At 52.0% G+C, this 24,447-nt stretch carries 21 protein-coding genes; 12 read left to right on the forward strand and 9 right to left on the reverse strand.

Annotated elements, in window-relative coordinates; translation table 11 throughout:
* Window positions 1-246: 246 nt before the first annotated feature.
* Window positions 247-1,224 (forward strand): formimidoylglutamase, encoded by a 978-nt coding sequence (hutG, locus tag TH61_RS12445; RefSeq protein ID WP_066509784.1) that lies wholly within the window; start codon window positions 247-249, stop codon window positions 1,222-1,224.
* Here the strand turns inward: hutG and TH61_RS12450 are convergent.
* From TH61_RS12450 to TH61_RS12475, 6 genes are all read right to left on the reverse strand, one after another.
* Entirely contained in the window at window positions 1,208-1,966 is a 759-nt protein-coding gene (locus TH61_RS12450) for an EcsC family protein (RefSeq protein WP_066512824.1), read from the reverse strand. The two genes, hutG and TH61_RS12450, sit on opposite strands and share 17 nt — an antisense overlap.
* A gap of 70 nt (window positions 1,967-2,036) precedes the next feature.
* Window positions 2,037-2,642, reverse strand: coding sequence for a hypothetical protein (locus TH61_RS12455; RefSeq protein WP_157600706.1), 606 nt, complete (start codon window positions 2,640-2,642; stop codon window positions 2,037-2,039).
* 32 nt (window positions 2,643-2,674) lie between these two features.
* Window positions 2,675-3,823, reverse strand: coding sequence for a 23S rRNA pseudouridine(2604) synthase RluF (rluF, locus tag TH61_RS18490; RefSeq protein ID WP_066509789.1), 1,149 nt, complete (start codon window positions 3,821-3,823; stop codon window positions 2,675-2,677).
* 47 nt (window positions 3,824-3,870) lie between these two features.
* Window positions 3,871-4,092 (reverse strand): VF530 family DNA-binding protein, encoded by a 222-nt coding sequence (locus TH61_RS12465; protein ID WP_066509797.1) that lies wholly within the window; start codon window positions 4,090-4,092, stop codon window positions 3,871-3,873.
* Between the two features lie 236 nt (window positions 4,093-4,328).
* Entirely contained in the window at window positions 4,329-5,150 is an 822-nt protein-coding gene (locus tag TH61_RS12470; RefSeq protein WP_066509800.1) for a Cof-type HAD-IIB family hydrolase, read from the reverse strand.
* Window positions 5,151-5,522: 372 nt separating this feature from the next.
* Window positions 5,523-8,126 (reverse strand): M1 family aminopeptidase, encoded by a 2,604-nt coding sequence (locus TH61_RS12475; RefSeq protein WP_066509802.1) that lies wholly within the window; start codon window positions 8,124-8,126, stop codon window positions 5,523-5,525.
* 142 nt (window positions 8,127-8,268) lie between these two features.
* Between TH61_RS12475 and yjjX the strand changes: the two genes are divergently transcribed.
* The 5 genes from yjjX (at window position 8,269) to TH61_RS12500 (ending at window position 12,616) form a co-directional block, all read left to right on the forward strand.
* Window positions 8,269-8,832 (forward strand): inosine/xanthosine triphosphatase, encoded by a 564-nt coding sequence (gene yjjX, locus TH61_RS12480; protein ID WP_066509804.1) that lies wholly within the window; start codon window positions 8,269-8,271, stop codon window positions 8,830-8,832.
* A gap of 86 nt (window positions 8,833-8,918) precedes the next feature.
* Window positions 8,919-9,662, forward strand: coding sequence for a 5-oxoprolinase subunit PxpB (gene pxpB, locus TH61_RS12485; protein WP_066509805.1), 744 nt, complete (start codon window positions 8,919-8,921; stop codon window positions 9,660-9,662).
* Window positions 9,652-10,659: a biotin-dependent carboxyltransferase family protein gene (locus TH61_RS12490; protein ID WP_066509812.1), complete on the forward strand. Its 1,008-nt coding sequence runs from the start codon at window positions 9,652-9,654 to the stop codon at window positions 10,657-10,659. Before pxpB ends, TH61_RS12490 begins: the two co-directional genes overlap by 11 nt.
* Complete coding sequence (pxpA, locus tag TH61_RS12495; protein ID WP_066509813.1) at window positions 10,656-11,429, forward strand: 5-oxoprolinase subunit PxpA; 774 nt, start codon at window positions 10,656-10,658, stop codon at window positions 11,427-11,429. Before TH61_RS12490 ends, pxpA begins: the two co-directional genes overlap by 4 nt.
* Window positions 11,426-12,616 (forward strand): NRAMP family divalent metal transporter, encoded by a 1,191-nt coding sequence (locus TH61_RS12500; RefSeq protein ID WP_066509818.1) that lies wholly within the window; start codon window positions 11,426-11,428, stop codon window positions 12,614-12,616. The genes pxpA and TH61_RS12500 overlap by 4 nt, the downstream gene beginning before the upstream one ends.
* A gap of 52 nt (window positions 12,617-12,668) precedes the next feature.
* On the opposite strand, the gene TH61_RS12505 is transcribed toward TH61_RS12500, so the two are convergent.
* The 3 genes from TH61_RS12505 to TH61_RS12515 form a co-directional block, all read right to left on the reverse strand.
* Window positions 12,669-13,064 (reverse strand): hypothetical protein, encoded by a 396-nt coding sequence (locus TH61_RS12505; RefSeq protein ID WP_157600707.1) that lies wholly within the window; start codon window positions 13,062-13,064, stop codon window positions 12,669-12,671.
* A gap of 186 nt (window positions 13,065-13,250) precedes the next feature.
* Entirely contained in the window at window positions 13,251-16,493 is a 3,243-nt protein-coding gene (locus TH61_RS12510) for a S41 family peptidase (protein ID WP_066509826.1), read from the reverse strand.
* Window positions 16,494-16,649: 156 nt separating this feature from the next.
* Window positions 16,650-17,969, reverse strand: coding sequence for a leucine-rich repeat-containing protein kinase family protein (locus TH61_RS12515; RefSeq protein WP_066512830.1), 1,320 nt, complete (start codon window positions 17,967-17,969; stop codon window positions 16,650-16,652).
* A gap of 331 nt (window positions 17,970-18,300) precedes the next feature.
* Here TH61_RS12515 and TH61_RS12520 point away from each other — a divergent pair, with 331 nt between their 5' ends.
* The 6 genes from TH61_RS12520 to phoU all read left to right on the forward strand — a co-directional run bounded on the left by TH61_RS12520 (window position 18,301) and on the right by phoU (window position 24,396).
* Window positions 18,301-19,581 (forward strand): porin, encoded by a 1,281-nt coding sequence (locus TH61_RS12520; RefSeq protein ID WP_066509828.1) that lies wholly within the window; start codon window positions 18,301-18,303, stop codon window positions 19,579-19,581.
* A 26-nt stretch (window positions 19,582-19,607) separates the two neighbouring features.
* The gene (locus TH61_RS12525; RefSeq protein ID WP_071887843.1) at window positions 19,608-20,510 is read left to right on the forward strand and encodes a PstS family phosphate ABC transporter substrate-binding protein; all 903 of its coding nucleotides are present in this window, start codon (window positions 19,608-19,610) and stop codon (window positions 20,508-20,510) included.
* A 15-nt stretch (window positions 20,511-20,525) separates the two neighbouring features.
* Window positions 20,526-21,746, forward strand: coding sequence for a phosphate ABC transporter permease subunit PstC (pstC, locus tag TH61_RS12530; protein WP_066509832.1), 1,221 nt, complete (start codon window positions 20,526-20,528; stop codon window positions 21,744-21,746).
* A 133-nt stretch (window positions 21,747-21,879) separates the two neighbouring features.
* Window positions 21,880-22,764 carry a phosphate ABC transporter permease PstA gene (gene pstA, locus TH61_RS12535; protein ID WP_066509835.1) on the forward strand — a complete coding sequence of 295 codons (885 nt, stop codon included), beginning with the start codon at window positions 21,880-21,882 and terminating at the stop codon, window positions 22,762-22,764.
* Window positions 22,765-22,836: 72 nt separating this feature from the next.
* Window positions 22,837-23,589 (forward strand): phosphate ABC transporter ATP-binding protein PstB, encoded by a 753-nt coding sequence (gene pstB, locus TH61_RS12540; protein WP_066509837.1) that lies wholly within the window; start codon window positions 22,837-22,839, stop codon window positions 23,587-23,589.
* Between the two features lie 84 nt (window positions 23,590-23,673).
* Window positions 23,674-24,396: a phosphate signaling complex protein PhoU gene (phoU, locus tag TH61_RS12545; RefSeq protein ID WP_066509838.1), complete on the forward strand. Its 723-nt coding sequence runs from the start codon at window positions 23,674-23,676 to the stop codon at window positions 24,394-24,396.
* Window positions 24,397-24,447: the final 51 nt, after the last annotated feature.

The following is a 24,447-nucleotide window of genomic DNA, read 5'->3' on the forward strand; positions in this document are numbered from 1 at the left end:
AAACAATCATCTCTGTAATTTTTAATAATGGAGTAAACTCACTGAAAAGGCGCTACTACAGCTTTCCCACAAAGTCCTTTCAGGATGACAAAAGTGGGTGAAATGCCTTTATAATATACCATGGCAAATTTTGCTGTCTGTTTTTGCTTTGTTTACCAGAAAACAGGCCAAAAGCGGGCAGACTTTAATAAAAATCAACCTGCATTTAAGCAACTTAACTATCGTTACAATACATAACCAAGCCCCATGTATAAACCCACAGATGCCCAGACCTGGAAAGGAAGAGTAGATGCCGCAGACGGTGAGTTGGGCTTGCGCTGGCACCAGGTGATGCAGTTGCTCAGGCTGTCGCCGGACCAGGAATTGCCACAAGTGGCGCCGGGCAAGCGTGGTTTTGCATTCCTGGGGTTCTGCTGTGATGAAGGCGTGCGCCGGAACCAGGGCAGGGTAGGAGCGGCCAGCGCGCCGCCTTTGATTCGGCAAGCCATGGCCTCCTTCGCGAACCACTTGCCCAGCAAATCTTCTCTACACGATGCGGGCGATGTGCTGGTGTTGAATCAGCATCTAGAAGAAGCGCAGGTGCAGTTGGGCAAGAAGGTGCAAGCCTTGCAGGAGCATGGCTACAAAACCATTGTCTTAGGCGGTGGCCATGAAACGGCGTATGGGCATTTTCTGGGTTTACAATCTGGGTTGCAGGAAGAGGAGACGTTGGGTGTCATCAATTTCGATGCCCATTTTGACTTGCGTAGTTACGCAACGCAACCCAGTTCAGGTACGCCGTTTTTGCAGATAGCAGACGTCTTAGATAAGCAGAACAAAGACTTTAATTACCTCTGTCTGGGCATTCAGGAATATGGCAATACGCGAGCTTTGTTCAATACCGCGCAGAACCTGGGTGCAGAATATGTACTGTCGCAGGACCTGCACATGTTCAAAGCCGAGGCTCTAAAAACCGACGTGCAGGCCTTTCTATCCAAAGTGGACAAAGTGTATGTGAGCATTGATTTGGATGTCTTCGCGGCGGGGTATGCCCCTGGGGTGAGTGCCCCGGCGGCGATGGGCGTGCAGCCAGATATTGTCCTTTTGCTTTTGCAGGAAATCATGAAATCTGGCAAGGTGCTCAGTCTGGACGTGGTGGAGCTGAATCCTCAGTTTGACATAGACAGCAGAACGGCCAAGTTAGCGGCCTCGCTCATCTACCACAGCGTTATGAATTGGCGCTAGTAGAAGCGGGAAGGTGCAGAGTTTCTTTGTAGCGCATGCGGTAGGCGTTGAGCGCGGTGGTACCCAGCTTTTGCAACAACATATAATTGGCTATCGCACCTACGGGGGCGCCAATGATGGGCACTAACTGCGCCATCTTGGCCAGGTCAATATAGTCGCGGTACTCTTGCTGGAAGGTGCGCCAGTCAAATTCGTTTATGTCCTCAGGCAGGTGCTGTTTCTGGGTTTCCCAATCCACCATTTGCAAATATACCTCGCGGCGGTGCTGGTGACTACTGAACGCCAGCTGGAAGATGTGCAGCAAGTACACCCGCTCCCGGTAGTCGCGCACGTCAAACCCAGAAAGGCTACAAATCTCAAAAAGCAGCTTTAACTTCAAACTTAGCAACAGTGGAAAGTCGGCCAAACCCAGTAGTATTCCACCAGCGCCGGTGATGCCTCCCTCGGCGGCGGCGGTCTTTTTGTAGAACTCAATGCGCTCTATCACGGCGGCTTCCTGGGCTTGCAGGCTGGAATATGAAACCGGCGGCCGGGACGTAATCTTCGCCCCGAACAGCACGGCTTTTATCATTTGTCGCAAGGTGGTAGTAATGCCCTTATGGACCTTCTCCGGAATGAAGCTGTTTACCTTCTTTTGGAAACGGGCCGCCAGTTGGTTAACGAGGGTAGGCCTCCGGAGCATCTGCTCCTGCCACGCCCGCAGGTCATGCAAGACCTGTTGCTCATACTGGTGGTGTTCCATTTCCATTGAATTTCCTTGAGTTTACCGCGGTACCATCCCTAAAAACGCCGCTTGTATTTGTGAAGTTTTATTAGTCTCTAGTTCCTAACTCAATTCTTAACTCCAAAATCTTATAGCCTGTGTCGCAATTCAATTGGAGTTGGTTTTCTTCCAAAACTTCCATCTCCCAAATGACTGAAGGAACCTGAGTTTTTAACTCAATGATGGTAAGACCTACAGTGTCAAAATACAAGAGAGACGAGTGAGGACTTTTGGTTGAGTCCCATTGTTGGAGGAATATGCCGTCTTTATAGTGAAAGAACCAGCCTCCAAATGTTTTACCATCAAAATCATGGAGTAATGGCTCACTTTTAACTGAAAAATAGCCCGGTCCGAATCGAATCTCACCTTCAAGGTTTTGGTACAGTTTGATGGAATTCATTTCAGTCCAATAGGTCCACTGCTCTATTGTGCTGGATTTAGTCAATTGGGCTTTCATCCGCAGCTTTTCTCCCTTAGTCCATGAAAATCTTTGGTAGAGCGAGAGGAGGCTTGCAGGAATCATGAAAAGAAGTCCTCCTAGCAGAATTATGGGAGTGAATAATAAAGACAAAAAGTAAAAGGAGAAGCTTTTTAAACTTCTCCTTCCTTCTGGCTTACTAACTAAGCCTAATTCTTTTACTTTTATTTGACTCAATGATTAGTGGCTAGAAGACACTGCCTAATTACCTATTTACTGCGTTTGCCGCCTCTGGTGCCCGCGGTGCGTTTGGCCGGGCCGCTGGCTTTGGGCTTACGATTGGCCGCCGATTTCGGGTTGGGGCTGGCCGCTGGTCTGGCTCCTAATTTGGTAGGCGCCGCGCTTTTGGGTCCTCTGGTAGAAGCGGGCTTTGGTCTGCCGCTGGCTTCCGCTTTTGGTTTGCCGGTGCCGGTTTTCTTGGCCGGGTACTTGGCCTTGCGCTCAAAGTATTCGCGTTTCACTTCGCCGGGCAGGGTGCGCTTGTGCTCAGAGGCCGGAAGCGACTGCTGAGGTTTAGCGTAGTGAACCTTCACACCAAACTCTTCCTCTTCGCGCAGGTCAGAGAAGTCGTTCTCGGCTTCCTCGGCGGCCTGTTTGGCGGTGGTTCTGGTCTTGGCCGAAGCCTCCTCAGTTTTGGAAGAATCTGATACTGCTTCCAGTAGGCCTTTCATCTCGTCTGGAGACAAATGACGCCAGTGACCAGTAGGTAAATCAGCCAGTTTTACGTTCATGATGCGCGTCCGCTTCAAGCTGGTGGCTTTATATTCAAGGGCTTCGCACATACGGCGCACCTGGCGGTTCCAGCCTTGCGTGAGCACAATGGTAAAGCTCTTAATCCCGCGTTTCTGCACGAAGCATTTCTTGGTCACGCCTTCAAACAAACGCACGCCGTTGCTCATCTTGGCAATGAACTCATCGGTTACGGGCTTGTCTACCGTCACCAAGTACTCCTTGTCATGGTTGTTGTCCGCGCGCAGAATCTTATTCACCAAATCCCCGTCATTGGTCAGGAAAATCAACCCCTCAGTAGGGTTGTCCAAACGCCCGATGGGGAAGATGCGTTTGGGATAGCCAATGAAGTCAATGATGTTGGTTTTATCCTTCGGGTCTGTGGTGGAGGTCACCCCGGCCGGCTTGTTAAAGGCCAACACAATGGGACGGTCCGACGGTTTTTTGGACTTGATGGTTTCGCCGTCCACAGCCACTACGTCGCCGGGTTTTACTGACGCGCCCATTTTGGGGATGCGGTCATTGATGGTCACGCGGCCTTCTTCAATGTAGCGGTCGGCCTCTCTTCTAGAGCAGAAGCCAGAGTCACTGATGTATTTATTTAAGCGTACTTGTTCGTCTTTTGACATGGTGATGTGATTCTTGGGTGATAGACTAATGCGCGGGTGACTCCTCTTTACTTGCCGCCGAAGGTTTTTACGTACAGGTATTCCACCTTTGTACGAGCCCAGGGCGTCTTTCGGAGAAACTTGAGGCTGGATTGAATGCTGGGGTCACTGACAAAGCAGTTAATCCTGATGCGTTCGCCCAACTTCTCCCAACCGTAGTGTTCCACTAACTGGGCTAGAATGGTTTCCAGGGTTTTTCCGTGAAGGGGATTGTTCTTCTGTGTTTCCACGCGCTTCTTCTATGATGATGTTTGTGACAATTGCTCCAAGGCAAGACCAGTGGTAACCTTCTTGAATAGAAGCTTTCTAGTCTGTACACAACAAATCAGGATTTTGATGCGCACTGAAGCAAGACGCAAAGGTACCAACATTTGCGCGGACTACAGGATTTAATTAAGAAGAGAAGGGAGAGATGCCGTTTGGGGGCTGTTTTCCAGAAAACAGCCCCCAAACGGCATCTTATATGTTACAGGCAGTATTTCTCTACGGCCACGGCCACGCCGTCTTCTATGCTTTTCAAAGTGACTTCCTTAGCCACTGCTTTCACTTCGTCGCGGGCGTTGGCCACGGCTATGCCCAGACCCACTTCCTGCAGCATGTGAATGTCATTGTAATTGTCCCCGAAGGCAATCACTTCAGACAGCTGGATGCCATGTTTCTGCAAGATTAACTCTAGACCCGATGCTTTGGAAATAGCTTTGGGCGCCAGCTCAAGGTACGTGTCTTTGGAACGGTAGATGTGAATCTCCTCGCCAAACTGCCCATTCAAGGCTTGCTCTAAGGCATGGATTTCGGCCTCAGGGCCCATAAGCATGATTTTGTGCGCGCCGGTGTTGGCCTGTTGCCAGCTTTCTAGGACCTGGGCAGGGTGTTGCAGGATGGCCTTGGCTTTGGTGATTTTCTCTTCGCGCTCGGTCCATTGGTCCATTTGCGGGGCGTACCAGAAATCCTCCTGGTACAAGCTCATGTGTACCTGCGTGCCCTGCGTCATCTCCAGAATAGGCTGACAGATAGCTACCGGTATCATCACCGTCTCCAGGACTTCGGGCGTTCCTGAGCCTTCGGCAAAATGCAAGACATACCCGCCGTTGTAGCAGATGAGCGACGAAGGATGCACGCCCAATTCCTTCTGCAGGTGGTACATGGCGCTGGGCATGCGGCTAGACGCCAGAATCACCGGGAAATCTTTGGGCAGGCGCTGTAGAGTTGCAATGGTTTTTGGTGACAGTTCCCGGTCTTTGTTCAAGAGGGTACCGTCAATGTCTGTGCAGAAGGCTTTTAAAATCATGATGCAAAAATACGAAGGACTGGGTTATAAAGACAGAAAGGTTAAATGCTTTCTCAGGTAGTCTATCCAAATCATTAGATGAAACGATGAAGAACAACCTAATAATAGCCATTGCCAATCGCAGATTCTCCCCTTGAGGATTGCCAAAACGAGAGTTTGAGGCACCGAGCGCAGCTCAGTAGAGGGGTGTTTACACCTGCAAATGAAGGCAATGCGTGTGAGACAAGGCAGTGCCTAGTCTCTACAAATCCACCAATGCATTTCCCCCTCATCCTAACCTTCTCCCTCAGGGAGAAGGGACCACGCTAATACGTTTTTAGGCTGATTTCCAGGAAATAGACCAAAAACGGATATTAAAATTCACTTTAGCCTCTATCTGCTTTCCTTCAACAACTTCTCCGCTCTAAACAACCCATCGGCGGCTTGCAGAATCTTGGCTTTCAGTTTTGAGTTGTAATCTGGATTCTGGGCTAAAAATGAACGCACCGTATTGGCGGCGGAGGTAGTGCCGTAAGACCCGAAGGTAGCCGACAGCCACGAGTAGGGGAAGAAGATATCCCCGGTCTGTTGAATCTCGGTGAGCATGTTCAGACTCTCAGCCAGGTATTTCTCTGAGGTGGCGGTGCGCAAGGGATGATGCAGATAGCCCAGCGCCGACAAGACCCAAGACTCTTTCTCACGGTTCTCTGGGTTCTTCAAAGAAGCGAAGAAGGCATCGCGTACTTTTACGTCCCCAGACAAGGCCGGAAGCAGGAACTGCATGCGCTGTTTGCGGTCTGGGTTAGGAATGCGGCTCATCTGCTGTTGCAAAATCTCAGCGCTGTTGGGGTAGTCGCGCACGGCCAGGGCCAGGGCCAAAGAGGTGTAGTCGTCCTCGGTGAGTTTGGCGCCCTCGGGGGCTTGTTCTTCTTTCCAGATTTGATAAAGCTGCTGTTGCGCTTCTTTGGTGAGCGCAATGCTCTGGTAGGTTTTAAACAGTAGTTTCTTGAAGTTGGGCTTGACCTGTTTCTGCACCGCCTGGACCAGTTCTTTCTCCAGGTCCGGGGCCAGTTTGTTTCTTTCTGCGGCAGACAACAAGCGCCAGTAGATGTCGCTTAGTTGGCCAGTCATCAGCTTCAGGTTCAGCTCCTCGGGCTCCTGCGCTAAGCCTTTTCTATAGGTATCCAGCAATTGCCGCGGCGTCACCGACCGACCGTTGAGCATGTTCTCATACAGATTAATGTACGCCGAGGCTCTCTCAACCGGGCTCTTCAAACTGTACATAGAACCCAGCAGTTTGGCATCTACCGGGAACACGCCATAACCCTGCCCCGTGCTATTGAAAAGCACATACAAAGGCACGGCTTTGCCCACGGCACTGGGCACGGTCACCTGCGCCTGGTTGGCATTCACTGTCAATTGCTCCACGCGGTTAGGGTACACCAGGGCTACCTCAAAGAACTGCGGCCAGACGCGGGCCGAGCCGTCTTCACCTTTCTGCGAGATGCGTAGTTCTATGATGGTGCCGTTGGCGGTCTTCAGGTCATAGTCAAAGACCGGCCGACCGGGTTCGTTCACCCACACCTGGTTCCAGGCCTGCAAATCTTGCGGAGTAAGCGCGTCTAGAATCTGGATGAGTTCTGGCCAGGTGGCGTTGCCGTTGGCGTAGGTTTTCAGGTACTTGCGAAGGCCTTGCTTGAACGGCTCTTCGCCCATGAGGCGCTCCAGTTGGCGCATCATGATGGGCGCCTTGTGGTAAATGATGTTGCCGTACATGGAGCCCGCGTCCTGCAGGTTGTCTAGGTTCTGCCGGATGGGGTTGGCGCCCGCGGTCCGGTCAATGCCATAGGCCGCTGGGAAATGGTCGGTCAAAAACTTGAGGTCATAATTGGAGTTGGCCACCGCCACCTGCGTGATTTTATCGGCCATGAAATTGGCGAAGACCTCTTTCATCCAGACGTCATTGAACCACTCCATGGTCACCAAATCCCCGAACCACATGTGCGCCGTCTCATGCGAAATCAAGCTGGAACGGGAAATCTTCTGGTCCTGCGTAGCGCCCTCGTCCAATAACAGGGTAGAAGCTTTGTACTGGATGGCGCCCACGTGCTCCATGCCGCCGTACTGGAAGTCTGGGATGGCCACAAAATCGAACTTCTGGAACGGGTATTTTATCTGGGTGTAGTCTTCCATGAAGGCTAAGGCATCGCCGTGAATTTGGAAGATAGGCTCCAAGCTTAATTTTAATTTCTTTTGGTCGGTTTCGCGGTGCAGAAAGTGCATGGTGTGGCCCTTTACCGCTTGGCTCACGTGCTGGAATTTTCCGGCGGCAAAAGAGAACAGGTACGTGCTGATGGTGTCTGACTTCTGGAACCGATAGGTCTTGTCATTGGCCGTGACCGTTGAGTCCAGCAAAGCACCGTTGGCCAGGGCCTTCCACTCTTTGGGCAGGGTCAAGGTCAGTTCAAAGGTGGCTTTCAAGTCAGGTTGGTCGAAGCATGGGAAAACAGTCCGGGCGCGGTCGGGCACCAAGAGCGTGTACAGGTATTCTTCGTTTCTGTTCAAAGACAAATCCCCGGCAATGAAATCAATCTCCACCACGTTGGCCCCAACTTTCAAAGCCTTGGCCGGAAGGACAATGTGCTCTTTTGCGAGGCTCACGGCCACCGGTTTGCCGTTGATCCGGAGGCTCTTGAGATGGTCGGACTTTTCCTTGAAATCCAGTTGTAGGGGCTGGTCGTTGTCCTTCAGCACAAAGCTGATTTTCTCACTGGCTTGGATGGGCGCTTGCTTCTGCGCCGGAATGTTGAGGTGCAGGCTGTAGGCCAGGTTTTGCAGGATGGCGCGCCGGTGTTCGGCTAGCTTTTTAGAGACGCCGGTCTCTACCGCGACTGCCGGAGAACCTGGGCCCATTTTGGATGAACTGCAAGAAAGGGAGGCCACCGCGGTGAGAAGTAACAGACCGTTTGAAAGGGTTTTGATATATTTATGTTTCATGCCATGCTAAAGCTACAAAGGAATAGGCGAATTCCTGTCTAATTCCCCGAGGCTCTAGGAAAGGCATGCGCATTAGTGGCGTTTTGGCCTGATTTCCAGAAAACAAGCCAAAAACGGGTGCTCATTTCTTGATACGCATAACATGTTTGATAAACCATCCTTGAAAGTAGTAGTCGCCTCTGGCAATCCAGTGAAAGTGAGCGCGGCGCTGGGCGGCTTGCAACAGATGCTCCCGCACGCCACCATTGAAACGGTTTCCGTGACGGTGCCCTCCGGCGTAGCAGACCAGCCCATGACCGATGCAGAGACGCTCACCGGCGCACTCAACCGCGTGCAGAATGCCAAAGAAGCCCACCCCGAGGCTGATGCTTGGGTAGGCATAGAGGGTGGCGTGGATTATCTGCAGGGAGAATTAGCCACTTTCGCGTGGGTGGTCATCCAAACCGAGGATTTGGTGGGCAAAGCCCGCTCCGGCACGTTCTTCTTACCCAAAGCTGTGCAGGAATTAGTAGAGCAGGGAATGGAATTAGGAGCCGCCAACGACCAGATTTTCTCGCGCACCAACTCCAAGCAGAAGGGCGGGGCCATTGGCATCTTGACTCATGAAGTGCTGGACAGAAAGCAACTCTACGAGCAGGCCGTCATCCTGGCTTTGGTGCCGCATAAGAATAGAGAGCTGTATTTATCTGAATCTTCAAATGCCTAGCGTATAAAGTTAATTACCTTGACTTCGTTTTTAGCCTGTTTTCCAGAAAAAAAGCTAAAAAAGGCCATCCATTTTAATCTCCTTCCATGGCTACAACTTCACCAACAGACACCTCGCACATTCAGCTTTTCCCGCTGGGGGACAGTGCGTTGGTGGTGCAGTTTGGCGAAGGAATTTCTAGTGAGATTCATAGACAGGTGCGGGCGTTTGCGAAGTACGTGGAGGCGCATCCGTTTTATGGATTTGTGGAGCAGGTGCCGGCCTACACCTCGGTGACCATCTACTACAACCCATGGCTCACCAGCCTGAAAGGGAAGGTCAACCCGTATGAAACCGTAGTGGGGTTGGTGGAAGATATGCTGGAAAAAGGAATCAGCGCTACCCGCAACAAAAAGAAAACCATCCAAGAGATTCCGGTGTGTTATGGGGGTGATTTCGGGCCGGATTTACCTTTTGTAACTGAGCACTCCGGGCTGACCGTAGAGGAAGTCATTGCCCTGCATGCGGCCCCGAAGTACCTGGTCTACATGATAGGCTTCGCGCCCGGCTTTCCGTATCTGGGCGGATTGAATGCCCGTTTGGCCGCGCCTAGAAAGTCTACGCCCAGGCCAGTGATTCCTGCTGGGTCGGTGGGGATAGCGGGCCAGCAGACGGGTGTGTACCCTATGCAGACCCCGGGCGGCTGGCAGTTGATAGGTAGAACGCCTCTTCAACTGTTTGACGCCAACAGAGAAACCCCCAGCCTCTTGCAAATGGGCGAGTACGTGCAGTTTGTGCCCATCAGCCAAAAGGAATTCCATTTTTTACAAGCGGAGCAACATGGGGCTTAAGATAGAAAAGCCGGGCCTGCTGACCACAGTGCAGGACCTGGGCCGGAAAGGGCATCAGAAGGAAGGGGTGATTGTGAGCGGCGCCATGGATGCGCTGGCCCTCCGGATTGGCAATCTCTTGATGGGCAACCCGGAGAATACGGCTTCGCTGGAAATGACCTTGTTGGGGCCTGTCCTTTCATTCACGCAAGACCATGTTATTGCTGTCACCGGCGCAAACCTTTCCCCTAAAATTGACGGTGAGCCCATCCCGCTGTGGCGACCGATCTTGGTCAAGAAGGGGGCCAGGCTCTCATTTAGCGCTCCTAAAACTGGAGGCAGGGCCTACTTGTGTGTGGCCGGTGGTTTAACAGTGGAGCCCATCCTGGGAAGCGCTTCCACCTACTTGAAAGCCGGTTTCGGGGGCTGGCACGGGAAAGCGCTTGCCGCTGGCGTTGAACTGGAAACGAATACTGTTTCTCCTGAGATGCTTTCCTTCTGGCAGAAGTTAGAAGGCAGACTAGCTGATAAATCTTACGCTGCAAGTTCCTGGACGCCGTCGGCTGAGGTACTGCCGGGGTATGGACTGAACCCCACCATACGGGCGGTGCGCGGGCCGGAGTATGACTGGTTTACGCCCGAGAGCAAGGCCTCTTTTTGGCAGGCGCCCTTCCAAGTAACGCCGCAATCAGATAGAATGGGCTTCCAACTGGAAGGAGCTACGTTAGAATTGCAGAAACCACAGGAGTTACTATCTACGGCGGTGACCTTCGGGACGGTGCAGGTGCCCTCCAACGGAAACCCCATCGTGCTCCTGGCCGACCACCAGACCACGGGCGGCTACCCCAGAATTGCGCAGGTCATCACGGCTGACCTGTCCAAGTTGGCGCAAACGCTGCCAGGACAGATTCTTCAGTTCCAGGAAGTGTCTCTGGAGGAGGCGCAATACATGTACATAAAACAAGAGCGGAACCTGGAGAAGCTAAAGCAAACTTTATCCCTTACATTCAAGGCATGAATACTTCTTTGACGGTAGATGTAAACTGTGACCTTGGCGAGAGCTTTGGCGCCTACCACCTTGGCAACGATGAGGCCATTCTGCCCTTTGTGACGTCCGCCAACATTGCCTGCGGATTTCATGCCGGCGACCCCTCAGTGATGAAGAAAACGGTGCGTTTGGCATTGGCCAATAACGTAGCCATAGGGGCGCATCCGGGCTTTCCAGACTTGGTAGGCTTTGGCCGAAGAGAGCTGGCGGTCTCTCCTGAGGAAGTCTACGACATGGTAGTGTATCAGATAGGTGCACTTCACGCCTTTGTGCAGGCTCAGGGCGGTCAATTGCATCATGTGAAACCTCATGGCGCCTTGTACAACATGGCAGCGGTGAACGCTGGCCTTGCCCAAGCCATTGCTGAGGCTATTTACCACGTGCATCCCCAGGCGGTGTTGTATGGTTTGGCAGGGAGTGAGTTGATAAAGGCTGGTCAAAAGATTGGGTTGCAGGTAGCCCAAGAAGTTTTCGCGGACCGTACCTATCAGGCCGATGGTACCTTGACGTCGCGTAAACAACCTAATGCGTTAATCACCAATCAGAAGGAAGCGACGTCGCAGGTCTTGCGCATGGTCCAGGAGGGAAAGGTTCGCTCCCAACAAGGGACAGATATTGAGATTCAGGCAGATACCATTTGCCTGCACGGCGATGGGGCGCATGCCCTGGAATTCGCGCGCATCCTGCACCAAATGCTTACCCAGGAAGGCATCACGCTCAAAGCCATGAATACCTTATGAAATCAACTAAAAACTGGAGTGTCCTGCTAGGGGCGGCATTCCTAATGGCTACCTCGGCGGTAGGTCCGGGCTTCCTGACGCAGACCACGGTGTTTACCCAGAAGCTGGGCGCTAGTTTCGGGTTTGTGATTCTGGTGTCCATTGTATTGGACATTGTGGTGCAGCTGAATGTCTGGCGCGTGATTGCCGTCTCAGAGAAGCGCGCGCAGGAAATTGCCAACCTTGTTTTACCAGGCTTGGGGGTGTTCATCTCTATCCTGATTGTCCTGGGTGGGTTCGCCTTTAACATCGGCAACGTGGGTGGGGCAGGGCTGGGCTTTCAGGTACTGCTAGGCCTTGCTCCAGAGACAGGGGCTATTGTTGCCGCGCTTATGTCCATTGTCATTTTCCTGGTGCGCGAAGCCGGCAAGATGATGGACCGGTTTGCTCAGGTCATGGGCTTGCTCATGATTCTGCTTATCATTTACGTGGCCGCGGTTTCTGCGCCGCCGCTAGGTGAGGCCGCGGTTAAAACCGTTCTACCAGACCAGTTGGACCTCATGGCCATCATTACCTTGGTGGGCGGCACGGTGGGCGGCTACATCACCTTCGCGGGCGGTCACCGCTTGCTGGATGCCGGTGTGCGCGGTGAGGCCGCTTTGCCCAGCGTCAATGCCAGCGCCGTGTCCGGGATTGGCATTGCGTCTGTCATTAGAGTGTTCCTGTTTTTGGCCACCTTGGGGGTAGTGAGCAAAGGGTTGTTGCTGGATGAGGCCAACCCCCCGGCGTCTGTCTTTCAATTGGCCGCCGGGGCGGTGGGGTACAAGCTGTTCGGGTTGGTGATGCTGGCGGCGGCGGTCACCTCCATTGTGGGGTCTGCCTATACCTCGGTTTCCTTCCTGAAGTCGTTCCATCCCCGCATCGCCCAGAATGAGAAGTGGTTCATCATCGGGTTCATTGCCATTTCCACCATCATCTTTGTATTGATTGGCAAGCCCGTGCATCTGTTGATTCTGGCCGGCTCGCTTAATGGATTGATTCTGCCTATCACCTTGGCTACCATTCTAGTGGCTGCTTACAAAACCAAAATTATAGGTTCGTATAGACACCCGGTGTGGTTGGCTGTCTTCGGCGCGATAGCCGTGTTGATGATGGCCTATATGGGTGGGTATACCTTGGTCCAGCAGTTGCCGCAGTTGTTTGAGTAGACTCCGTTTTTGAACTGTTTTCTGGGAATTAGGCTAAAAACGAAGACTATCTTTAGAAAGAGGCTAGTTCCCGTATTCCCATATTGAAATCAGAACCAGTCAGGGTCGCATCTCTGGAAGTGGCTACTGCACCGTCTACATAAATAGTGAGTTTGATTTTGGCAGAGGTAGCAGTATTCACCCAAGCCGCTGGTGGGTACACCGTCACCGCGGCAATAGTAGGGTTGCCTACGCCTTCCTCATCCGGGATGCTCACCGTTTTTGACCAAGTAGTACCATTAATGGTTTCAGTGGGTTCGCTATTGGAAGTGACTGCGTAGCTAAACTTGTACTGGTCTGCTTTGTCTGAGGTGAATTCATACCTGACCTGGTGCTCTTCAGGGTCATCTTCACACGCAGAAAACAACACTGCATTAACCAACAATAATAATGGTAGAAGCTTTCTCATAGTTTTTGGATTTATTGCTGTAAGATATTGATTTGTACTAGGTTATTGAAGGTTTGGCTGAAGTTGGGGAAATTATTTCCTTTAAGATTAGATAACAAAAAGGCCTGAGATATTTCTCAGGCCTTTTTGTTATCCTCAACATGAGATTCTTACGTCTTATGTCCTGCGTCTTGTGTCTAACAAAGTCTATTTCACTTCCTTCAACAACTCCTGCACGGCGGCTTCCAGTTGTTGGTCTTTGCCTTTGGCTACCAGCTCAAACTCGTTCATCACTTTCACGTCTGGCTCGGTTTGCAGGTTCTCCAGGTAGCGGCCTTGCACGTCTTTCACGCCCAGCGGCGGAACGCCCCAGCGCAGGCTGTTGTCTTGCAGAGACTCCCAACCCGCGAAGGTACAGGTACCCGGCACTGGCATGCCTACCAGCTTCCCTAGTTTCAAATCCTGGTAACTGAACGCGAAGCAGTGGCCGTCTGAGTAGTTGGCTTCATTGGCGAGGGCAATGCTTGGCTTGTTCCATCTGAAGGATGGCTCTACGCCAGTCACGCGGTTGTCAGTGGTGTAGGTCAGAAACAGCTTGCCGCTCAGGAACATGGCCAGGTCAGCGACCAGGTCACCGCCGCCGTTGTTGCGGGTGTCTACTACCATGGCTTTGCGGTTGGCGTACTTGCCCATCACTTCTTCATAGACGGTGCGGTAGCTTGGGTCGTTCATGCCGGGTATGTGTACGTAGCCCAGTTGGCCGTTGCTCAGGCGGTCCACCTCCTCGGCGTTACGGCGTACCCAGCGCTTGTAGAGCAAGGAATTTTCCTCTCCACCAGAAATTGGTTTCACGGTAATGTCGCGGCGGTTTTTAGTGGCTGGGTCATACACGGTGATGAGCGTGTTTTTACCGGCCTTGCGGTTCAGGTACTGCGCGTAGTCTTTCTCTGGCGTGATGGTCTCGCCGTCAATTCTCTCAATGATGTTGCCCGGCTTGATGTTCAGGCCCGCTTTGTTCAAAGGACCTTCAGCGATGACCTCGTCAATCTTGATGCCGTTGCCCGTGTAGGTCTGGTCCATAAAGATACCTAGTGAGGCAGTGGCGTCTGCGTTCACCGGCACGTTAGAAAAACTAGCACCCGAGTGCGACACGTTCAACTCGCCCAGCAATTCGCTCAGCATCTCAGAGAACTCATAATTGTTGCTGATGTGCGGCAGGTACTTCTCATAGTCAGGCTTCAGCTCGGCCCATTTGGCCCCATGGAAACCGGCGGTGTAGAAGGTCTTCTGCGTACGGCGCCATACGTGGTCAAACATGAATTCGCGCTCAGCGGCTACGTTCAGGTTCATCTCGCCGTTGATGGCGACGGCCTCCTGTTTGGCCGTGGCTGGGTCTAGTTTCACGATGCGACCATCCGACAACAGGAACATGTTTTTCATTTCCTTGTCCCATGACAGGGAGGCGCGGTTGGCGTTCAAAGGAACCAGCATCTTGGTTTCTTTGGTGCGCAGGTTGGTTGACCACAGATTATAGCCTTTCTCAAAGCGGGCCAGGTAATACAGCGTCTCGCCGTCTTTAGAAACCACGGCATCGCCTAATTGCGAAGAGTGAAGCGTCAGGCGGGCTTTGCGGGTTTTCAGGCCTTCCCAGTCAATGGTCATACCTTTGTCTTCTTCCTTTTTCTTCTTTTTGTCTTTCTCGTTTTCCTTGGCTTTTTCCTTTTCTTTGGCGGCCTTGTCCTCGGCTTCTTTTACCAGGGCGTAGTCCTCTTTGCTCAGCCTGAATTTGTCATAGGCATCCTGAGTCAGGAACATGGCAAACACGTCACTTTGGGCGCCGCCGCTGTTGGCCTGGGCGCGCATGCCTTCGCGGGTGCTGGCCCAGATGAGCATTTTGCCGCCCTGCATCCATTTAGGCGCGAAGTCTTGGTAACCGCTCTCCGTCAGGTTGATTTTCTTGCCGGAACCATCGGCGGCAATGAGGCCCACTTCACCGTTGGCGAAACCCGGTTCTGAGAACTCAAACGACAGCCACTTGCTGTCTGGGCTCCAGGTAAAGTACTGGTCGTTGTCTGACATGGAGAACAGCTCATTGGTGGTGAGCAGGGTGCGCACCTGTTTACTGGCCAGGTTGTACACCTTGAGCGTCATGCGGTCCTCCACAAAGGCAATCTCCTTGCCGTCTGGCGAAAACTCGGGCTGGTAGTTCTCCTTGTCGTTGTTGATGATGGGGGTTTCTCTGAGCAGGGTAGAAGCGTAGAAATACGGCTCCTCTGAGCGCACCATCTGGGTCTGGTAAATCTTCCAGCCCTTGCCACGCTCGGTGGCATATAAAAGAGACTTCCCGTCTGGCGAGAAGCTTACGCTGCGCTCCTGCTCTGGCGTGTTGGTGATGCGCTTGGTCACGCCGCCTTCCACCGACGACACGAACACCTCGCCGCGGTAGATGTAGGCCACTTCTTTGCCGTTGGGTGCCACGGCCATGCCGCTCACCCCGCCGCCCACGTTCACAATGCGCTCATTGTTGGCCTTGGCATCGGTGGCAATAATCACGGTTAACTTCTGCGGCTCGCCGTTGGGTTGTTTGGTGTAGAGTTCGCCGTCAAAGCTGAAGCACAGCACACCGTTGTTAGACGCGCTCAGGAAACGCACCGGATGCTTGCTGAATTTGGTTACCTGCGTAGAGGCGGCATTTGGGGTGCCGGCTGCCATCTTGTGCACGTTGAACGTACCGCTGGCTTCGCTCAAGTAGTAGATGCTTTTCTCATTGTCAGCGAATACGGGGTTGCGGTCTTCGCCTACATGGTTGGTAAGTTTAGTGTGCTTGTTGGCTTTGGCATCATACATCCAGAGGTCGCGCGCAATGGCAGATACCTGGTGCTTGCGCCACTGGTTTTCGCCGCCCTTCTTGTCATGGTAGAGGAGCACGTTGCCGTCCTGGCTCACCTTCACGTCCTCGGCGGGCGTGGTCAACACCTGCGTTACGCGTCCGCCGGTTACGCCTACTTTGTATAGCTCTGATAGCGCGAAGGTGGAGAACATGCGGTTGCTGGCCGCATCCATGCGGGTTCCGCCAAAATAGACCGTCTTATCATCTGGGCTGAAGTCATACGGGTACTCATTGGACGAGTGGAAGGTCAGGCGCTGGGCCTCGCCGCCATTGATAGACAGCTTGAACACGTCAAAATTCCCGAAACGGTCTGAGGCGAACACAATGGACTTGCCGTCATGGCTCCACACAGGCATGAAGTCGTGCGCCTCGTGCTGAGTCAGAGGCATAGCCGTTCCGCCGCCGGCCGCTACTTTGTACAAGTCACCTTTATAAGTGAACACAATGGTCTGTCCATCTGGTGATATGGAAGGGTAACGCAACCACGACGGGGTGCCTTGCGCCGAAGCGGCTATACTGGACCCCGCCAGCAACGCCGAGCACAGAAGTTTCTTTAGCATATTTTGTGTGATTAGATGGTTCAGGAATGAGGCAGTAAGTTACAGTTTACTTGCAAGATTAGTAGCCTAAAATAGGGTGTTCTTACAAAGGCAGATGTTTCTTATCTGTTTTTGGCCTCTTTTCTGGAAAACTGGCCAAAAACGGATTAGGGAGCGTTATATATCAGTTAGCGAAGTTTCTATTTCTAGGAAAGAAGGGCGTTGAATCAGGTCGGTTTGCAAGCACTGGTCACGTAAGGATTTCAGCGCTTTTACAGTTTGTGAATCTTCCGCTGGCACAGGTGCCAGGTGTTGCAGTAAATCATCCAGTAGGCACCCAAAGGCCCTTACTTCAACCCGCTCCAGGTTAACCGCTAAAGGTGCCTTGGTGTTATCAAAAACCGTAGCCGCCCCAAAGTCCCCAAACAGCGGATTGCCATGCTTATTTACCAGCGTGTTGTGCGCATAGACATCACCATGTAAAACTCCTTTGGCTTGCAGATGCACCAGCACCGAGGCAATGCCTCGGGCAATGGTCAGCACGTGTGGCAAGGTGAACGTAGTGCCTGGCGGAAAGGTGTCTCTGGTGATAGTCGAGAAGCTGGGTGGTCCGCCCAAATTGCTGAATCCTTCCGGAATCAGGCCCATGACCAGTCCCTGTTTCTTTTCTGGATGGCCGGTGAGAATAGCCAGGGTTTCCACCAGATTGGGGTGCGCGCCAGCCACCAAGGAGGCGTTGATTTCATCTTCGGGGAGGCCGTCGCTGGTGACACTTCCTTTGAAGACTTTCACGGCCACTTCTTCGGGCAGTATAGGGTTGGTTTCTGGTTTCACCTTCGCTTTGTAGATGATGCCGGAGGCTCCCTCACCCAACTGCTCCTCTATTCCTAAATGATTCCAGTTTGTAGTCTGAACCTTGTGCTGTGCAAGGTTTGATGCGCTGCACGGATTCCCTGCGAATGCCAGCCACGCCAACTTCGGCAAGTTGAAAAGCCAGTCTGGGAGTTGTTGCAATTGATTAGCTGAGATGCGAAGCAGCTCCAGGTTTTTGCAGTTGGCCAATTCTTGTGGTAACGCTTGCAGGCGGTTGCCGGCCAGCATGAGCTTTTGCATTTGCGTGCAGTTGCCAATAGAAGCGGGCAGATGGGTGATTTTATTGTCTGTGAGAATGAGCCAACGGCAGGAGGCAGGAATGGAGTTCTCTGGGACCGTTTCTATCTGGCAGGCCTTGAACCCAATCATCTCCAGGTGGCCGCACCTCCCAAGTACCACGGGTAATTCTGTGAACGGGTTATTGGACAGGAAAACAATCCTGAGCTTGGTCAGCCGCGCGAACTCCTGGGGCAAGGCGGTTAAGCTATTCCCGGACAAATCCAGCACTTCCAGGGTGTCTGCCAACTGCAGAATCTCCATCGGGAAATGGGTGAGCCCGCAGCTTAGTTTTAAATGGGTAGTGCCGGTTAACGCGCCAGATTGTAACTGCTCAAGGGTGTGCATATGAAATGGGGTAAAACCCAAAGGTACGTAGACAATGGTTGTTTCTAGGGTAAAGGCCGTTTTTGGCCTGTTTTCCAGAAAAGAGACCAAAACGATTTGAACATAGGGTTGCGCTATTCTTAACATTGGCGTAACATAAACATAACACTACCGTCACAAAATGGCCATTTGTTCAAAATACCTTTGTAGTGTTAAAAAGCAACTACGCCAACCGTGTATGGAAACGCCAAACAGGTTGGAGTAAAGAAGGGGCAAGCTCTTCTAAGAATACCTTTCTGGTAATTGACTATTGCTAGAATTGTTACCTAGTTCTGACTATTAACCCATTGTTATGTTCTCACCCATAACTAAGTTCCAGAGTAAAAAGCGCGCTGTTGTGTATTTGTGTGCTGGTTTTCTAATGATGTTCACGCGCCAGGAGGTGGTGGCTCAAACCACATCAGCAGATTCTGCCAAACTCATCACCACAGACCAGACAGCTAAACCAGCAGAAAAGGAAAGCCACTGGTATGATAAAATCTCATTGAGAGGCTACGTGCAGATACGCTATAACCGTCTCCTGGAGACCAATGACAAGCTCAAAAGCGACTATGACAAGTCCATGGGAGACAACGGTGGCTTTTTGATTAGGCGCGCACGCCTGGTATTCTCAGGCAACCTCACGGACAGGGTCTTTATTTACATTCAACCTGACTTCGCCACCACCCCTTCTGGGAGCAGTTCCTTGCATTTCGGGCAATTGAGAGACGCCTATGTAGACTTGGCCCTGGACGACCAGAAAGAATATAGGTTCAGGATTGGGCAGAGCAAGATTCCTTATGGCTTTGAGAACATGCAATCCAGCCAGAACCGCCCAACCTTGGACCGCGCCGATGCCTTGAACACGGGCATACCCAATGAGCGCGATTTGGGTGCCTTCTTCTACTGGGCGCCAGCCCACATCCGGGACAGATTCAAAGAACTAGGAAACAGCAAATTGAAAGGCTCTGGAGACTATGGCGTGTTTGCGTTAGGTGTTTTTAACGGGCAAACGGTGAACAGGGCAGAGGCCAACGACAACCTACATGTGGTAACCCGCCTGTCTTATCCACTGGCCTTGCCTAACGGTCAAATCATAGAGCCCGGGATTCAGGCCTATACCGGTTTGTACAACGTCACGGAAGAACAGTTAAGCGACCCATCTATTATTACAGGCGGAAATTTCAGAGACCAGCGCGCAGCCGCCAGTTTGGTGCTGTATCCTAAACCATTCGGCCTGCAGGTGGAATACAACGTTGGCGAAGGCCCGGAATTCGACCCAGAAACCAATTCCATTCAAGTAAAATCATTGCACGGTGGTTATGCCCAGGCCACCTATCTGCTACAGGTAGGAAAACAAACCATTATTCCGTTTGCCAAAGCCCAATATTATGACGGCGGACGTAAAACAGAATTAGACGCCCGCGCCAGCAAGGTCTATGAAACCGAGATTGGGGTGGAGTGGCAACCGCTTCCGCAGTTTGAGCTAGTGACCCAGTACACCATCTCAGACAGAACCACCAAAGACGGCGCAAAACTGAACAACCGTCAGCATGGTAACCTTCTTCGGTTACAGGCTCAATTTAACTTCTAAGCTAAATCTCAAAGAAATAGACGACTATGAAAACCATCACTCAATTATTCAGCACTAAAACGGCCAGCCTATTCTTGGCGGCTACGCTATTAGTTTCCTGCGGCAAAGACGGCGACCAGAAGGCAGAAAACATCGAGGCCGACAAAGGCGCAGGCACCTCTACGGCCGCCATCACCATCAAAGGCTCTGACACGGTATTACCGTTGGCCCAACAGCAGGCAGAGCGCTACATGGCCAAAAACAAAGGCACTTCGCTTACCATTGTAGGCGGCGGCACGGGGGTGGGTATTTCTGCCCTCATGGAAGGCACCACAGACATTGCCATGGCCTCCAGAGACTTGAAGACCCAAGAAAAACTGCAGTTGAAAGGAGCCAAGAAGGACGTGAAAGAAGCCCTGATTGCCTATGACGCCCTTTCTGTTATTGTCAACCCTAAAAACAAGGTGAGCCAATTGACCCGTGAGCAGCTGGAAGGAATCTTTACCGGTAAAATCACCAACTGGAAAGAAGTGGGCGGTGCCGATGCTAAGATTGTAGCTTACTCAAGGGAGACTAGCTCTGGCACGTACGAGTTCTTCAAAGAGGAAGTGTTGGACAAGAAGAACTACGCCTCTGGTATTTTGATGATGCCGGCCACCGGTTCTATTGTGCAGAGCGTAGGCCAGACCGAAGGCGCCATTGGCTACATTGGCTTGGCTTATGAAACCCCAGAAGTTAAGTCGTTGGCCGTGTCCTATGACCAGGGCAAGACCTATGTAAAACCTAGCGTGGCTGCCGCGCAAGATAAGTCCTATCCGGTATCGCGTCCCTTGTACTTCTTTTATGATGCCACCGCTGAGGCCAAAGTGAAACCGTTTGTAGACTACATCCTGTCACCAGAAGGACAGAAGACCGTCCTGGAGATTGGCTACGTGCCTTTGAACAAGTAAACACCAGAACTTCCCGTGAAAGCAACTCCTCCTGTTAAGCGCAACGTCGGCCGCCTGGGTGAAAAGGTCATTGAAGCACTCCTGACCATCAGCGGGACCGTGACCAGTTTAACGGTGCTTTTGATTGTATTCTTTCTTTTTAAGGAAGGCCTAGGACTGTTCTCGCAGACCCCGGTGAGCGAAGGCACCGTCATTTCGGTCAGCAACCAGAACCCGGTCAAGGAGCTTTCTGCCAGTGAGATAAAGGAGATCTTTGACCAGAACATCACCAACTGGAAAGAAGTGGGCGGCCAGAACGCGCCCATCAAAATCTTCAGCGTAGATGACATTACAGACTACTATTCTGAAGAGGAGATAGGCGCTGATTTTGAGTACCTGCCGCAACGTTTGAGTGAACTGATGGTGAAGGAGCCCAACCTGCTAGCGTACTTCCCGGATGAGTACCTGGCCAAGGATTTCAAGGGCCATGAGATCAAACTCAAGAACTTTACCCTGGGTAATTTTCTGGGGGGCAAGGAATGGTACCCCACTATTACCCCGGCCGTGCAGATGGGCGTGCTCTCACTTATTCTAGGGACGCTGTGGGTGAGCCTGGGCGCCATCCTCATTGCCTTGCCCTTGGGATTGGCCACCGCCATCTACCTGGCCGAGATTGCCAGTCCACGCATGAGAAACATCCTTAAACCTATCATTGAATTACTGGCAGGGATTCCGTCGGTGGTGTATGGTTTCTTTGGTTTGGTGGTGATTGTGCCCATGATTCAGAACGTGTTTGGCTTGCCAGTGGGGGAGACCGCATTGGCGGGTAGTATCATTCTGGGCATAATGGCCTTGCCAACTATCATCTCTGTGTCTGAGGATGCCATGCGCACCACGCCTAGAGCCATGAAAGAAGCGAGCTTGGCCTTAGGTGCCAACAAATGGCAGACCATTTACAAGGTCATCATCCCGTATTCCATCTCCGGTATTTCCACGGCGGCTATTCTGGGCATAGGCCGCGCCATTGGCGAGACCATGGCCGTGCTCATGGTTACGGGGAATGCTTCTGTGATACCAAGTACATTCCTGGAGCCGGTGCGCACCATTCCTGCCACCATTGCCGCAGAACTAGGCGAGGCCCCGCAGGGAGGCATCCATTACCAGGCACTCTTCGCACTGGGCTGTATCCTCTTCTTGATGACGCTGGTGATTAACCTGACCGTAGATTACGTGTCTGCCAAACGAGAAGCGAAGTAATTTTTTAAACACAAGACGTAAGATTTAAGACACAAGACAGCATGGTAAAACCAGAAGACTCCGAATTTTTAGAGAAGAGAAATCTTGCGTCTTATGTCTTGTGTCTTGAATCCAACAATAAAGCTGATTAGTCATGGGATTTCAAGACGGAACCAAGAAGGGAGAGGGCAAACGTCTAAAACAGACGTTGGCCTTTGGCGTGTTCAAGGTGCTGAGCTTTCTGGTGGTGGCCATTCTGGTCGTTATCCTGGGCTTCATCATCTTCAACGGCATCTCGGCCATCAGTTGGGAGTTTTTAACCGATATGCCGCGCGAAGGCATGACGCAGGGTGGTATCTTCCCGGCTATTGTAGGTACGCTGTGCCTGGTGTTAGGCAGCATGCTGTTCGCATTTCCGGTGGGTATTATGTCTGGTATTTACATCAACGAATACGCTAAAGATGGTTGGCTGAAGCGCTTTATCAAGCTCATGACCAACAACCTGGCGGGCGTTCCGTCCATCGTGTTCGGTCTGTTTGGGATGGCCTTGTTTGTGAACAAATTGGGCTTTGGCGATTCGCTATTGGCGGGTTCTTTGACCTTGGGACTGCTGGCCTTGCCGGTGGTCATCAGAACTACGGAGGAAGCCCTGAAAGCGATTGATGATTCGTTCAGGATTGGCAGTCTGGCGCTGGGTGCCTCCAAGTGGCAAACCACCAGCAAAGTGGTGTTGCCCATTGCGTTCCCCAACATCATCACCGGTTTAATCCTGTCCATAGGCCGGGTTTCTGGCGAGACGGCGCCCATTCTCTTCACGGTGGCTGCGTACTTCCTGCCCAAGTTACCTACCAGCATTTTTGACCAGGTCATGGCCTTGCCGTACCATTTGTACGTGATCTCTACCAGCGGCACAGACATTGAGGCTTCGCGCTCCATGGCCTATGGGACCGCCTTCGTCTTGGTGGTGATTGTCTTACTGGTGAACCTGCTGGCCAACTGGCTGCGCAAATACTACGGTAAGAAAGTGAAAATGAACTAAGCTCCGTTTTTAGCCTATTTCCCAGAAATCAGCCCGAAAACGAACAATTGAACTGCCTCTTTCACAAAAGATATGAATAGCATAGAAACCAAAGACGTTCACCTGCACTACGGCGATTTTCATGCCCTCAAAGGCATTACCATGGCCATGAAGAAGAACCAGGTGACGGCTTTTATTGGACCCTCTGGTTGCGGAAAGTCTACGTACCTGCGGTGCTTTAACCGCATGAACGACCTCATAGACAACGTCAAAATTACCGGCGAAATCCTGATTGACGAGGTGGACATTTACGCGAAGAACATCCGGGTGGACGACTTGCGCAAGCACGTGGGCATGGTCTTCCAGAAACCCAACCCATTCCCTAAATCCATCTTTGAGAATGTGGCCTACGGACTTCGGGTGGACGGCATCAAGGACAAAGCCTTCATTGAGGAGCGCGTGGAAAAGTCTCTGAAGCAAGCCGCCCTTTGGGAAGAGGTCAAAGACAAACTCAAGAAGTCGGCCTTTGAATTATCTGGGGGACAGCAGCAACGGTTGTGCATTGCCCGCACGCTGGCCATTGAACCGTCAGTGGTGTTGATGGATGAGCCGGCCTCGGCGCTGGATCCTATCTCCACGGCCAAGATTGAGGAGCTGATCTATGAACTCAAGAAGGATTACACCATTGTGATTGTAACCCACAACATGCAACAGGCGGGCCGCGTGAGTGACAGCACGGCTTTCTTCTACCTGGGCGAACTGATTGAATACGGCAAGACCAAGACCATTTTCACCAGCCCCAAAGACGAGCGTACCCAGAACTACATCACCGGCCGTTTTGGTTGATGATTTGGTCTTGCAAAGCAGAACAAGTTTCCTTGATAAAGAAAGATTTCCTACCTTCAAATCTAGCTACACGTGTCTCCAGGAATGAATCAATTAGACAAAGAGTTACAGCTCATCAAAGCCAAGGTGAACGCTATGTGGGAGTTGGTAACAGAACAGGTATCTTCTGCCCGACAAGCGCTGGTGACCGCTGACCATGACCTGGCGCGTAAAGTAGTGAAGCGGGACAAGAAGGTGAACAACTTTGACTCCAAGATTGACCGCATGTGCGAGGACTTCTTCGCCCTCTACAACCCGGTGGCGGTAGACTTGCGATGGGTCTTGGCCACCTTGAAGATTAACGCCAACTTGGAACGCATTGGAGACGCCGCCGAGGGCATTGCTCAGCAGGTGCGCGAAGTGGAAGGCACCTTCTCACCAGAGCTCCTGGAGGCCACCCGCCTACTAGAAATGTACGATGCCGCGCAGTCCATGCTGCAGGACGCCTTTAAGGCCTATGATGACCAGGACACCGACCTGGCCCGTGACCTCATCAAGCGCGACAAACTGCTAAATACCATCAACGGAAAGAAGGATAAGGTGCTGGTAAGGTACATCCAGCAATACCCAGACCAGATTGACCACAGCCTAAAAATGTCCAGTGTTCTCCAGAAACTGGAGCGCATGGGCGACCAAGTCACTAATATAGCCGAAGAGGTCATCTTTTACGTGGACGCCAAGATGATCAAGCACAAAAGCATGAAGAAGAAAACCAAGGTGAAAAAGAACAAACCAGACTCAGAAGATAAATCCTCTCCTGAGGCATAAAACAGAAAGGCCGATGCTACATAAGCATCGGCCTTTCTGTTTTACTGGTTG

The sequence above is a fragment of the Rufibacter sp. DG15C genome, assembly GCF_001577755.1.
In the GTDB taxonomy this organism is placed as follows: Bacteria; Bacteroidota; Bacteroidia; order Cytophagales; family Hymenobacteraceae; genus Nibribacter.

Bases quoted from the DNA above. Each gene is read 5' to 3' on its own strand.
- TH61_RS12475 (WP_066509802.1), bottom strand. From the start codon at position 8,126: ATGAAACATAAATATATCAAAACCCTTTCAAACGGTCTGTTACTTCTC.
- TH61_RS12510 (WP_066509826.1), bottom strand. From the start codon at position 16,493: ATGCTAAAGAAACTTCTGTGCTCGGCGTTGCTGGCGGGGTCCAGTATA.
- phoU (WP_066509838.1), top strand. From the start codon at position 23,674: ATGAATCAATTAGACAAAGAGTTACAGCTCATCAAAGCCAAGGTGAAC.
- TH61_RS12505 (WP_157600707.1), bottom strand. From the start codon at position 13,064: ATGAGAAAGCTTCTACCATTATTATTGTTGGTTAATGCAGTGTTGTTT.
- pstA (WP_066509835.1), top strand. From the start codon at position 21,880: ATGGGATTTCAAGACGGAACCAAGAAGGGAGAGGGCAAACGTCTAAAA.
- yjjX (WP_066509804.1), top strand. From the start codon at position 8,269: ATGTTTGATAAACCATCCTTGAAAGTAGTAGTCGCCTCTGGCAATCCA.
- pxpB (WP_066509805.1), top strand. From the start codon at position 8,919: ATGGCTACAACTTCACCAACAGACACCTCGCACATTCAGCTTTTCCCG.
- TH61_RS12525 (WP_071887843.1), top strand. From the start codon at position 19,608: ATGAAAACCATCACTCAATTATTCAGCACTAAAACGGCCAGCCTATTC.
- TH61_RS12515 (WP_066512830.1), bottom strand. From the start codon at position 17,969: ATGCACACCCTTGAGCAGTTACAATCTGGCGCGTTAACCGGCACTACC.
- pstB (WP_066509837.1), top strand. From the start codon at position 22,837: ATGAATAGCATAGAAACCAAAGACGTTCACCTGCACTACGGCGATTTT.
- TH61_RS12520 (WP_066509828.1), top strand. From the start codon at position 18,301: ATGTTCTCACCCATAACTAAGTTCCAGAGTAAAAAGCGCGCTGTTGTG.
- pxpA (WP_066509813.1), top strand. From the start codon at position 10,656: ATGAATACTTCTTTGACGGTAGATGTAAACTGTGACCTTGGCGAGAGC.
- hutG (WP_066509784.1), top strand. From the start codon at position 247: ATGTATAAACCCACAGATGCCCAGACCTGGAAAGGAAGAGTAGATGCC.
- rluF (WP_066509789.1), bottom strand. From the start codon at position 3,823: ATGTCAAAAGACGAACAAGTACGCTTAAATAAATACATCAGTGACTCT.
- TH61_RS12450 (WP_066512824.1), bottom strand. From the start codon at position 1,966: ATGGAACACCACCAGTATGAGCAACAGGTCTTGCATGACCTGCGGGCG.
- TH61_RS12470 (WP_066509800.1), bottom strand. From the start codon at position 5,150: ATGATTTTAAAAGCCTTCTGCACAGACATTGACGGTACCCTCTTGAAC.
- TH61_RS12500 (WP_066509818.1), top strand. From the start codon at position 11,426: ATGAAATCAACTAAAAACTGGAGTGTCCTGCTAGGGGCGGCATTCCTA.
- TH61_RS12490 (WP_066509812.1), top strand. From the start codon at position 9,652: ATGGGGCTTAAGATAGAAAAGCCGGGCCTGCTGACCACAGTGCAGGAC.